Origin of the sequence: Bradyrhizobium sp. (assembly GCF_022844465.1) — a bacterium.
Classification (GTDB): domain Bacteria; phylum Pseudomonadota; class Alphaproteobacteria; order Rhizobiales; family Xanthobacteraceae; genus Bradyrhizobium.
This window is the reverse complement of sequence record NZ_JALHLP010000004.1, coordinates 67735-79767: the sequence shown is the minus strand read 5'-3', so window position 1 is coordinate 79767 and position 12033 is coordinate 67735. Positions and strand designations below refer to the sequence as shown.

Here is a 12033-nt window from a genome sequence, read left to right as displayed (position 1 = left end):
GCATTCGCGCGACCCGTTGGCTCGCAATGACGGGACTCATTGCGCCGCCGCGATCTCCACCACGATCTTCCCGGTCGTCACCTGCTCGCCTTCGCTGACGTCGATCGACGAAACGGTGCCGGCAACCCCTGCGACATGCACGTGCTCCATCTTCATGGCTTCCAGCGTCATCACGGGCTGACCGGCGGCGACCTGCTCGCCCACCCTGACCAGCAGCGCCACCACCCGGCCGTTCATCGCCGCGCGCACCCTGCCGTCGCCGCCGCTTGCGGCTGCGGAAACGGGCGTTGAAAGCGTCAGGTCGCGGACGGCGACCGTGACGCCGCGATCCAGGAAATAGAGACGGTCGCGATCGCGCAGGAATTTGGCCGAAACCATCATGCCGTTGGTGCGGAAGCGGATCGTGTCAACGCCAAGTTCGTCGATCTCAAAACGCCACGCGCCGCCATCGAGGCTCGCGACGTAACTCCCCTCGCGCTCGCGCATGATGTCGACTTCGCGCGCGCCATGGCCGAGATCGATCCGGGTCGTCAGCGGAAACACCGCCGCCAGCGATCGCCCGCCGCGCCACGGCGGCGCATCGGGGTGGGTGACGTAGAGCAACAGCGCCGCCAGCGCGGCATCGGCCGTGTCGTCGGCGCGCGGCGCCAGCAGTTCGTCCAGGTGGTTGCCGATGAAGGCCGTGGTCGCCTCGCCGCGGGCAAAGCCGGGATGGCGCAGGCAGGCGATCAGGAATCCCTGGTTGGTGGTGACGCCGAACGCCGCGGTCCGTTCCAGTCCGCTGATCAGCCGGCCCCGCGCCTCGTCGCGGTCGGCGCCATGGCTGACGATCTTGGCGATCATCGAATCATAGTATGGCGGAATTTCCGAACCGGATTGCAGCGCGTGTTCGACGCGGACGCCTTCCGGCATCTGCCATAACGCCATCCGCCCGGACTGCGGCATGAACTCATGGCCGGCATCCTCCGAGCACAGCCGCACCTCGATGGCGTGGCCGGAGAACTGGATATCCTCCTGCCTGAACCCGAGCGGCTCGCCCGCGGCGACGCGGAGCTGCAATTCGACCAGGTCCAGCCCGGTGATCGCCTCGGTCACGGGATGCTCGACCTGCAGCCGCGTGTTCATTTCCATGAAGTAGAACTCGCCGCCCGGGTCGAGCAGGAATTCCAGCGTGCCGGCGCCCTCATAGCCGATCGTCTTCGCCGCCGTGACCGCGACCGCGCCCATGCGCGCCCGCAGTTCCGGCGACACTTTCGGGGACGGTGCTTCCTCGATCAGTTTCTGGTGGCGTCGTTGCACCGAGCAATCGCGTTCGCCGAGATGGATGGCGTTGCCGTAGCGGTCGCCGAACACCTGGATCTCGATGTGGCGGGGCTCGACGATGGCGCGCTCCAGGATCACCTTGGGATCGCCGAACGCGCCTTGCGCCTCCGAGCGCGCGCTGGCGAGCGCGTCCGGGAATTTCGCGGCGTCCGCGACCAGCCGCATGCCGCGACCGCCGCCGCCGGCTACCGCCTTGATCATGACGGGAAAGCCGATCTTCCTGGCTTCCGCCAGCATCACGGCGTCGCTCTGGTCGGCGCCCTGGTAGCCGGGCACGCAGGGCACGCCGGCCGCACGCATGATGTCCTTGGCGCCGGCCTTGTTGCCCATCGCCCGGATCGCCTCCGCAGATGGGCCGATGAATACCAGCCCGGCCTCGCGGCAGGCCTGCGCGAAATCCTCGTTCTCGGCCAGGAAGCCATAGCCCGGATGCACCGCGTCGGCGCCGCTGGCCCTGGCGGCGGCGACGATCGCCTCGATCCGCAAATAGGACTGCGCCGGCAGCGCCTCTCCGATCCGCACCGCCTGGTCGGCCTCGCGCACGTGCAGCGCGTCGCGGTCGGCGTCGGAATAGACGGCGACGACGCCATAGCCGAGCCGGCGCGCGGTGCGCATGATCCGCAGCGCGATCTCGCCGCGGTTGGCGATCAGAATCTTGAAGAACGGCGTCCGCTTCATCGCTGCACCGCTCATGGCCGCGCGACCGAGAATTGCATGCGCTGGGGGATGCGGGCCTCGGCCTCGCGGCAGATCGCCAGCACCTCGGAAAGCACGCTGCGGGTATCGCGCGGATCGATCACGCCGTCGTCGAGCACGCGCGCGCTGGTGGAGAACACGTCCATCTGGCCGTCGAACACGCCGGTGATCTGCGCCTTCAGCGCCTCGATCTTCTCCTTCTCGATCGGCTTGCCGCGCCGCGCCGCCGCCGCCTCGGTGACGATCGCCATCGTCTCCGCCGCCTGCTCGCCGCCCATCACCGCGGTCTTGGCGTTGGGCCAGGAAAAGCAGAAGCGCGGGTGGAAGCCGCGGCCGCACATGCCGTAATTGCCGGCGCCGAACGAAGCACCGCAATAGATCGTGATCTGCGGCACGGTCGCCGAGGTGACCGCCTGGATCATCTTGGACCCATGCTTGATCATGCCGGCTTCCTCATAGGCCTTGCCCACCATGTAGCCGGTGGTGTTGTTGAGATAGAGCAGCGGCGTGCGCGACTGGCAGCAGGCCTGGATGAAATGCGTCGCCTTGTTGGCGCCGGGCACGTCGAGCGGGCCGTTATTGGTGATGATCCCGATCGCCTGCCCTTCGATGCGGGCATGGCCGCAGAGGGTGGCCGGCCCGTAATTGGCGCCGAACTCGGTGAAATCGGAATCGTCGATGATCCGGGCGACCACCTGCCGCATATCGACCGGCCGCTTGTGGTCCATCGGCATGATGCCGAGCAGTTCCTCGGCGTCGTAGCGCGGCGGACGGAACGAGGACGCTTCATGCGTCGGCCGGTCCCATTCCAGATTGGCCATGATGTCGCGCGCGATGCGCAGCGCGTCGCGATCGTCCTCGGCCAGATAGTCGCCGAGGCCGGAAATGGAGGTATGCATCTCGGCCCCGCCGAGTTCCTCCTCAGTCGCGATCTCGCCGGTGGCCGCCTTCAGCAGGGGCGGGCCGGCCAGGAACGCGCGGGTGCGCCCCCGCACCATCACGATGTAATCGGACAGTCCGGTCTGGTAGGCGCCGCCTGCCGTGGATGAGCCATGGGTCACAGTCACCACGGGCAGGCCGGCCGCCGACAGCCGCGCCAGGTTGCGAAAGATGTTGCCGCCGCGAATGAAATCCTCGACGCGGTAGCGCAGCAGATTGGCGCCGGCGCTTTCGACCAGCTGCACGTAAGGAAGCTTGTTCTCCAGCGCCAGCTCCTGCACCCGCAAGGTCTTGTCGAGGCCGTAGGGCTGCAGCGCGCCGGCATCGATGCCGGAATCATTGGCGCTGACCATGCAGCGGATTCCGGCGACGTAGCCAATACCCGCGATCACGCCGCCGCCGGGCACGCTCTTTTCCGCGTCCGGCACATCGAACATGTAGCCGGCGAGCGTCGACAATTCGATGAAGGGCGATCCGGGATCGAGCACCAGCGCCACGCGCTCGCGCGGCAACAACTGCCCGCGCTTGTGGAAGCGGTCCTTGGCGGCAGCCGACGCCGTCCGCGCGCGGTCTTCGAGCGCCCGCATCCGCGCGATCAGCGCCAGCATGCCGTCACGGTTGGCCTTGTAGGCGGCGGTGCCGGTTGCGACAGTCGATTCGAGGATGGTCATTATTTTTTCCTGCACGTCATTCCGGGCTGGTCCGAAGGACCAGACCCGGAATCTCGAGATTCCGGGTTCGCGCTCTGCGCGCCCCGGAACGACGGTCGTGCTTCATTTGCCACCATCACGCTCCTTTCCCGAAGAAATATTCGCTGAAGGCCTGCCGCAGCTCCACCTTCGATCGGAAGCCTGGATTCCGGGACTGCGCCAGCAGTCCGGGAATGGCGACGCGGGCCGCTCAATGCCTGGTCCCGAAAATCTTCCGCGCTTCGGCGGGGCTGGCGATCTCGCGCCCGGCGCGCCGCGCGCAGGCGGCGATGGCCTCGATCAGTGGCCCGTTCGAGGTGACCTTGCGGCCATCGGCGAGGTAGAACGTGTCCTCGAGCCCGGTTCGCAGGTGGCCGCCAAGATCGGCGCAGCGCTGGTGCAGCGGCCAGATTTCGGCGCGACCGATCGCGGTGACTTGCCAATGCGCCTCCGGCAGCTTCAACTTCAGCAGGATCGGCAACAGGTCCGGATCGGCCGGCATCCCGGACGCCACGCCCATGACGAAATTGTATTCGAGCGGTCCGGCATACATCCCGGTCTGCCGGTACATGCCGACGCAGCGCACGATGCCGACGTCGAAACATTCGAACTCTGGAATCGTGCCCGCTTCCTTCATGACGTCGAGATAGTCCTGCACCTTCTCGACCGCGTTATCGAACATCATCGGCGGCCAGGCCCAGGTGTTGTCGGACTTCACCTTGAGATAGTTGAGCGAGCCGGCATTGCAGGCCGCGATTTCCGGCCGGGTTTCGCGCACGCAATCGAGCGCCCCCTTGTAGTTCGGACCCGACGTGCCGGTGGTGTGGTTGATGATGACGCCGGGGCAGGCTTCGCGAATGGCCTGCTGAATCTCCTTCGACACGTTGACGTCCCAGGACGGCAGGTGCCCCTTGTTCGGCTCCTGCTGGCGCAGATGGACATGCATGATGCTGGCGCCGGCATTGAAGGCGGCCCTGGCCTCGCGCGCCATCTCTTCCGGCGTAACCGGCACATTGTGCTGCTTCGGGTCGGTCAGCACGCCGTTCAGCGAGCAGGTAATGACGGCCTTGTCGCCCATGGATCAGCCTTCGGTGCGGATGTCGGGACCGGAAAAAACAGCGTTCGCGATCATGCGTCCGGCATCAGCCGGCTTCTTGCGTCCAGCCGCTATGGCCGGCGCCGACGGCTGAGGTGCTGTAGATCGCCAGGTCGCGCGAGCCGGAAAAGATCGCGCGCGGCTTCAGCCCGTAGAAGCGGCGGATCGAGTGGCTGAAATGGGTGGAGTCGGGGTAGCCGATGTCCTGCGCGAGGTGCGCGAGGTTGATGTCCTGGTTGGCGAAGTGCAGCAGGTGGCGGGCGCGCTTCCAGGCCCGGAACGAGCGGAACGAGATCCCGGTCTCCTCCTTGAACAGATGCAGGAAGCGCGATGGCGACAGCCCGGCTTCCGCCGCACAGCTTGCCGCCGTCACCGGCTCGCCGGAGAATCGACCGATCTGCACGATCGCCCGCGCCACCCTGGGATCGATCACCCGCTGCGGCAGCGCCTCGCCCAGGCACAGCAGGTCGAATTCGGCGCTGGAGAACTCCTCGCCGGCGTGGCGCACGCGCAATTCGAGATGGGCCAGGCGAAGACGGCGCGCGAAAGCCTGGCTTTCAGGCCCCGACAGACGCCTGGCGAGGTCTTCGAGCACGCCCGGTCGAACGCTTTCCGGCTCGATCACAAGGCTGAGCACCGAGCGATGATCGCTGGCGATGGTGTGCCTGACGTTCGGCAGCACGGCAGCGAGTTCGCCGGTGCTCTCGCGCCCATCGGCGGTCGTGAGCCACAGCCCACCCTCGATCGAAACGTAGATGTTGAATGCGCCCGAGCAGCGCTCCCGCGGCCGGCCGAGCAGGCCCGCATAGAACACGCGTTCCGGGGTGATCAGCATCATATGGCCCAACTTGCGGCCGGCGTCGTCCATGGCTCGTCCTCCCCGCGCGGCTCTTGGGCCGCTGCGATGGGATCAACCATAGCGGAAATCCGGTTGCTGTCACCGATAGAAGCACCGTCTAGAAGCAGCGTCATTCCGGGATGGTGCGTTAGCACCAGACCTCAGATGCGCAATTGCGCATCGGGGAATCTCGAGATTCCCAGGTGCGCAACTGCGCACCATAGTTCGACGCTGACGCGTCGCCCCGGAATGACAATGACGGCGATCGTTCAGGCCCGGACCCTTGGCGTCACGTTCTGTTCCACGCCCGCCTTGCGTTCCGCGGCCACCGCCCGCTGATAGCCGGGGCGCTGCTGCAGCCGCGCCCAATAGGCCGCGACGTGGGGGCCGAAATCCTTGGCCAGCCCGATCGTGCCGGCCAGCCGCAGCGCATAGCCGTTGACAATGTCGGCGGCGGTAAAGCGCCCCGCGCACAGGGTTTCCGCGTTCGCGGTCGCGGCTTCGACCGCCCGCAGCCGGCCCAGGAACCATTTGGCGTAATCGCCGGCCACCTGCGGGTTGCGGCGCTCCTCCGGCTCAAGCTGACTGTATCTCAGCACCAGCGTCTGCGGAAAGGTCAGCGTCGCGTCGCTGAAATACATCCAGTTGAGGAAGGCGCCATAGGCGGGTTCCTCCATCCCTACCACCAGCGGTGTCGGCCCATGCCGGGTTCCCAGGTAATGGCAGATCCCCGAGGACTCCGTCATCCTGGTGTCGCCATCGACCATGAAGGGAATGGTGCCGAGCGGATTGATCGCCAGATACTCCTTGGCGAACACCCGCGGCGGAAACGGCAGCATTTTCAACTCGTAGGGAAGCCCCATTTCCTCCAGCATCCAGAGCGGACGAAACGAGCGCGCGCCATCGCAGTGGTAGAGCGTGATCATCGGGCGTTCCCCTTTATTGATTTATGCCAGTCTGGAACGCCGGCGCGCCGTCCGCAAACGATATCCTGATTGCGCTCGGCGAGCGGCGCGATCAGAGGTTTGCTCCCTCGATGATGTTGCCGAAGCGGACGTAGCCCTTTCCGTCCCAGCGCTGCAACTGCATCTGGCGCAACGGATGGTGGTTGGTGGGGCTGGTGTTGACACGGACGCCCGGCAGCAGTGTCGGAACCTCGACATTCCTGAGGTTGTTGGCCTCGCGCATGATGTTCTCGCGGCTGAAATTGCCCTTGCACTGCTCCAGCAGCACCCGCAGCACCGAGGTGACGGTGTAGGCGTAGGCGTTGAGCGCCTCCTTCGGATTGCCTTCGCTGAAGTACTTCGCCATGAATTTCATGTAGTCCTGGATCGCGGGGTCTTCCTGCCACGCCGGATCGGAAGGATCCTTGATGTACACTGAGGTGATGAGGCCGACGGCGCGCTCCGGTCCGACCGGCATGATGGTCGAGGCCACCGAGGCGGCGCCGCTGGTGACGAAATGCATCGGCTTCCAGTCGAGTTCGTAGACCTTGCGGATCGACTGCGCCGCAAACCTCGCGGTAACCCCCGAGATCAGGATGTCGGCGTTGCTGGCGCGCAGCGCAACGATCTGCGAATCGATCGTGGGATCGGCGACTTCGTAGGACAGCGCCTTCACCCGCTGGTCGTAGCCCGACCCCAGCACATCGCGCAGACCATTGACGAAATCCTTGCCAAGGTCGTCATTCTGGTAGATCAGGCCGAATTTGGCATCGGGCTTCTGGCTCAACGCGTATTTGGCGAAGATCTGCGCCTCGGTGCGCGAACTCGGCGCAAAGCCCATGGTCCACGGGTAATTCACGTAATCGCCCCATTTGTCGCCGTTCACCGACAGGAACAGATGCGGCACCTTGTTTGAATTGATGTACTTGACGACGGCCGAATTCGGCGCGGTGCCGAGCATCGAAAACAGGAACGCGACATTGTCGCTCTCGATCAGCTTTCTGGTCTGCTCGACGGTCTTCGCCGGGTTGAAGGCGTCGTCATAGAAGATGAAGTTGATCTTGCGGCCGGCGACGCCGCCCTGGTCGTTCATCATCCGGAAGTAGGCGTCCGAACACCTTGCGATCGTACCCAATGCCGACACCGGGCCGCTCAGCGAGGTGGTGCAGCCGATCTTGATCTCGGTCGCGGTAACGCCGGGGGTGTCCGCGGCGCGGGAAGGGCCCGCCAGCGCCACGACGCCGGCTGCCGCGGAGCCAGCCAAAAGCGAACGACGGTCGAGCGATGTCATGCCTTCCTCCCGGATTGTGATGAGTTCCCGGCTGCAGGCTTCGCGCAGTCGTGGCATGAATCCTAGGTGGCGGTCAGGCGCCGGTCTTGCGTCTAAGCGCTGGTTGCGACCACGCGATCCGGCTTGATCTGACGACGTCGATCCGCTGAACTGCGCGCGTCTGCCGGCGCCCGGAAACGAAAGGCCATAACGATGGATTTTGAGCACAGTGCCAGGGCGATCGAGCTGCAGGGACGCCTGTCCGCCTTCATGACGCGGCATGTCATTCCCGTTGAGGGCCTCTATCAGGAGCAGGTCGAGAACGGGCACCGCCACCACCGCCCGCCGATCCTGGAAGAATTGAAACGCCGCGCCCGCGCCGAGGGGCTCTGGAACCTGGCGCTGCCCGGCGACCACGGTGCCGGCATCAGCAACCTGGACTACGCGCCGCTGGCCGAGATCATGGGGCGGATTTCATGGGCTTCCGAAATCTTCAATTGCTCGGCGCCCGACACCGGCAACATGGAGGTGCTGGCGCTCTATGGCAGCGCGGCGCAGAAGCAGCGCTGGCTCGAGCCGCTGCTGTCAGGAGAAATCCGCTCGGCCTTCTCCATGACCGAGCCCGAGGTTGCCTCGAGCGACGCCACCAACATCCAGTGCAGCATTCGCCGCGACGGCGGCGAGTATGTCATCAACGGACGAAAATGGTTCACCTCGGGCGCGATGAGCGAGGATTGCAAGCTTCTGATCGTGATGGGAAAGACCGATCCTGACAATCCGAACAAGCATCTGCAGCAATCGATGGTGCTGGTGCCCCGCGACACGCCCGGCGTCCGGATCGTGCGCGACCTGCGCGTGTTCGGATATGACGATGCGCCGGTCGGCCACCCCGAAATCGTCTACGACAATGTGCGGGTTCCCGCCGCCAACATCCTGCTCGGCGAGGGCCGCGGCTTCGAGATCGCGCAGGGTCGCCTGGGCCCCGGCCGCATCCATCACTGCATGCGGCTGATCGGCTGCGCGCAACGCGCGCTCGAACTGATGTGCGCCCGCGCCCAGTCGCGGGTCGCGTTCGGCAAGCCGCTCGGCGAGCAGGGCTCGGTGCGCGAGGACATCGCCCATTCCTGGTGCGAGATCGAGCAGGCGCGGCTCTTGACGCTGCGGGCCGCCGCGAAGATGGACCGCGAGGGCAACAAGGCCGCCCGCGACATGATCGCGGCGGCAAAGATCGTGGTGCCGGCGATGGCCGCCCGCGTGATCGATCGCGCCATCCAGATCCATGGCGGCGCCGGCGTCTCCCAGGACACCTTCCTGGCGGAGGCCTACACCTACGCCCGCTTCATGCGGATCGGCGACGGACCGGACCAGGTCCACCTGTCGCAGTTGGGACGCGGATTGCTGAAGCGCTACGGCGCGCCGGCCTGACTCGCTTCAGGCGTTGCTGTGTTTGCGCAGTTCGAGCCGGGCGATCTGGTTGCGATGCACCTCGTCGGGCCCGTCGGCCAGACGAAGCAGCCGCGCCGTGGCGTAGGCCGCGGCCAGCCCGAAATCATTGCTGGTGCCGCCGCCGCCATGCGCCTGGATCGCCCAGTCGATCACCTGGCAGGCCATGTTCGGAACCGCGACCTTGATCATCGCGATCTCCGCCCTCGCCGCCCGGTTGCCGACGGTGTCCATCATATGCGCCGCGTTCAGCGTCAACAGCCGCGCCTGCTCGATCATGATGCGTGATTCCGCGATCCGCTCCTGGGTGACGGTCTGCTCGGAAACCGGCTTGCCGAAGGCGACGCGGCTGCGGGTCCGCACGCACATCTTCTCCAGCGTCCGTTCGGCAAGGCCGATCAGCCGCATGCAGTGATGGATGCGGCCGGGGCCGAGCCGCCCTTGCGCGATCTCGAAGCCGCGGCCCTCGCCGAGCAGCATGTTGGTCACGGGCACGCGCACGTCGGTGAACACGACCTCCGAGGCGCGGTCGGGCACGCCGTAGAACCCGAACACCGGAATCGGCCGCAGCACCTTGACGCCTGTTGTGTCCATCGGCACCAGGACCATCGACTGCTGGCGGTGGCGGTCCGGATTGTCAGGATCGGTCTTGCCCATGAAGATGCATATCCTGCAGCGCGGGTCGGTGGCGTTGGTCGTGTACCATTTGCGGCCGTTGATGACGTAGTGATCGCCGTCGCGGACGATCGAGCTCTCGATATTGGTGGCGTCGCTGGAGGCGACGGCCGGTTCGGTCATGGCAAAGCAGGAGCGGATTTCACCCGCCAGCAGCGGCTTGAGCCAGCGCTCCTGATGCTCCCGTGTGCCATAGCGCGCCAGCACTTCCATGTTGCCGGTATCGGGCGCCGAGCAGTTGAACAGCTCCGGCGCCAGGTGCGATCGCCCCATGATCTCGCATAGCGGCGCGTATTCGAGGTTGGTCAACCCGGCGCCGTGCTCGCTTTCCGGCAGGAACAGGTTCCACAGCCCTTCTTCGATGGCTTTGGGCTTCAGTTCCTCGACCACCGGGAACACCTTCCAGGGGCCGAGCTCCTCGGCCTCCCGGTAGAACCGGGCTTCGTTCGGATAGACGTGGCGGTCCATGAACGATCGAAGGCGATGCTTCAGTTCAACGACCTTCTGACTCTCCTGATAGAACATGTCGATATCCCGTCCCGGCTGAAGGAAGTTTAAGTCGCGGCTATTTCCGGCCCGTGCCGGGCAGCGTGCCCATCATCTTGCACAACACCGTCAGCATCACCTCGTCGGCGCCGCCGCCGATCGAGGTCAGGCGGCTGTCGCGATAGGCCCGGCTGACCGGGGTTTCGTTCATAAAACCCATGCCGCCCCAGAACTGCAGGCAGGCGTCGGTCAGCTCGCGCCCGAGCCGCCCCGCCTTGAGCTTGGCCATGGTGGCGAGCCGGGTCACGTCCTCGCCCGCGACCAGCGCCTCGGCGGCGCGGTAGATCAGCGCGCGCAGCAATTCGACCTCGGTCTGCATCTCCGCCAGCTTGAAATGGACGGTCTGGTTGTCGAGGATCGATTTTCCGAACGCCTTGCGGTTGCGGGTGTATTCGATGGTCTCCGCGATGATGAACTCATGGGCCTTGAGGCAGGCCGCCGCACCCCACAGCCGCTCTTCCTGGAACTGGACCATCTGGTAGGTGAAGCCCTGGCCCTCCTCGCCGATCCGGTTGCGCTTCGGCACCCGGACGTTGTCGAAGAAGATCTGAGCGGTGTCGGACGAGCGCATGCCCATCTTGTCAAGCTTGCGCGCGACTTGCACGCCCTTGGTCTTCATCGGCACGCAGATCAGCGACTTGTTGCGGTGGACCTGGCCGTCGCTGGTGTTGGCGAGCAGGCAGATCCAGTCGGCCTGCACGCCGTTGGTGATCCACATCTTGCCGCCATTGATGACGTAATCGCCGCCGTCGGCGCGCGCACTTGTCTTGATCGAGGCGACGTCGGAGCCCGCGCCCGGCTCGGAGACGCCGATGCAGGCCACCGCGTCGCCGGCGATCGCCGGCGCGAGAAACTCGCGCCGCACCTCGTCGGAGCCGAACCGCGCCAGCGCCGGCGTCGCCATGTCGGTCTGCACCCCGATCGCCATCGGCACCCCGCCGCAGGTGATGGCGCCGAGCTCTTCGGCCATCATCAGCGCGTAGGAATAATCGAGCCCCTGGCCGCCGAACTCGACCGGCTTGTTGAGGCCGAGAAAGCCGAGATCGCCGAGCTTCTTGAACAGCTCGTGGGCGGGGAAGATGCCGTTCTTCTCCCATTCGTTGACGAACGGATTGATCTCCGCGGCGATGAATTTTTGCAAGGCGCGGCGGGGTTCGTCATGGTCGGCGGTGAAGAGCATGTGTTGGTTTTCCCCTGTCGTTCCGGGGCGGCGCAAAGCGCCGAACCCGGAACCTCGATATTGCTTTACTCATCTCCAGATTCCGGGTTCGCGTCTTCGACGCGCCCCGGAATGACGTTGTGTGGCGCTCAGCCCCATCCAAGGCCGAGAAAGCCGATATTGCCTAGCTTCTTGAACGGCTCGTGCGCCGGGAAGATGTCGTTCTTCTCCCATTCGTCGACGAACGGATTGATCTCCGCGGCGATGAATTTTTGCAGGCGCGACGGGGTTCGTCGTGGTCGGCGGTGAAGAGCATGTGTTGGTTTTCCCCTGTCGTTCCGGGGCGGCGCAAAGCGCCGAACCCGGAACCTCGATATTGCTTTACTCATCTCCAGATTCCGGGTTCGCGTCTTCG

General features: G+C 65.5%; 9 protein-coding genes and 1 pseudogene. 1 reads left to right on the top strand and 9 read right to left on the bottom strand.

Translation table 11 applies throughout. The features are described from left to right. Positions 1 to 36: 36 nt before the first annotated feature. From Q0D31_RS10170 to Q0D31_RS10145, 6 genes are all read right to left on the bottom strand, one after another. Complete coding sequence (locus Q0D31_RS10170) at positions 37 to 2001, bottom strand: acetyl-CoA carboxylase biotin carboxylase subunit (protein WP_291849370.1); 1965 nt, start codon at positions 1999 to 2001, stop codon at positions 37 to 39. Positions 2002 to 2012: 11 nt separating this feature from the next. Beyond that, complete coding sequence (locus Q0D31_RS10165; protein ID WP_291849367.1) at positions 2013 to 3629, bottom strand: carboxyl transferase domain-containing protein; 1617 nt, start codon at positions 3627 to 3629, stop codon at positions 2013 to 2015. A 229-nt stretch (positions 3630 to 3858) separates the two neighbouring features. Continuing rightward, the gene (locus Q0D31_RS10160; protein ID WP_291849364.1) at positions 3859 to 4725 is read right to left on the bottom strand and encodes a 3-keto-5-aminohexanoate cleavage protein; all 867 of its coding nucleotides are present in this window, start codon (positions 4723 to 4725) and stop codon (positions 3859 to 3861) included. A gap of 64 nt (positions 4726 to 4789) precedes the next feature. Beyond that, complete coding sequence (locus Q0D31_RS10155; protein ID WP_291849361.1) at positions 4790 to 5611, bottom strand: AraC family transcriptional regulator; 822 nt, start codon at positions 5609 to 5611, stop codon at positions 4790 to 4792. A 239-nt stretch (positions 5612 to 5850) separates the two neighbouring features. Next, positions 5851 to 6507, bottom strand: coding sequence for a glutathione S-transferase family protein (locus Q0D31_RS10150; RefSeq protein ID WP_291849358.1), 657 nt, complete (start codon positions 6505 to 6507; stop codon positions 5851 to 5853). Positions 6508 to 6598: 91 nt separating this feature from the next. After that, positions 6599 to 7816, bottom strand: coding sequence for an ABC transporter substrate-binding protein (locus Q0D31_RS10145; RefSeq protein ID WP_291849355.1), 1218 nt, complete (start codon positions 7814 to 7816; stop codon positions 6599 to 6601). A gap of 192 nt (positions 7817 to 8008) precedes the next feature. Here Q0D31_RS10145 and Q0D31_RS10140 point away from each other — a divergent pair, with 192 nt between their 5' ends. Next, positions 8009 to 9220, top strand: coding sequence for an acyl-CoA dehydrogenase family protein (locus tag Q0D31_RS10140; RefSeq protein ID WP_291849352.1), 1212 nt, complete (start codon positions 8009 to 8011; stop codon positions 9218 to 9220). Positions 9221 to 9226: 6 nt separating this feature from the next. Here Q0D31_RS10140 and Q0D31_RS10135 read toward each other — a convergent pair whose 3' ends face one another. From Q0D31_RS10135 to Q0D31_RS10125, 3 genes and pseudogenes are all read right to left on the bottom strand, one after another. Beyond that, a complete protein-coding gene (locus Q0D31_RS10135; RefSeq protein WP_291849349.1) occupies positions 9227 to 10438 on the bottom strand; it encodes an acyl-CoA dehydrogenase family protein in 1212 nt (403 codons plus the stop codon). Positions 10439 to 10478: 40 nt separating this feature from the next. Continuing rightward, positions 10479 to 11639: an acyl-CoA dehydrogenase family protein gene (locus tag Q0D31_RS10130; RefSeq protein WP_291849346.1), complete on the bottom strand. Its 1161-nt coding sequence runs from the start codon at positions 11637 to 11639 to the stop codon at positions 10479 to 10481. Between the two features lie 140 nt (positions 11640 to 11779). Then, positions 11780 to 11934 (bottom strand): annotated as a pseudogene (locus Q0D31_RS10125) (acyl-CoA dehydrogenase family protein); the annotation flags it as partial. Positions 11935 to 12033: the final 99 nt, after the last annotated feature.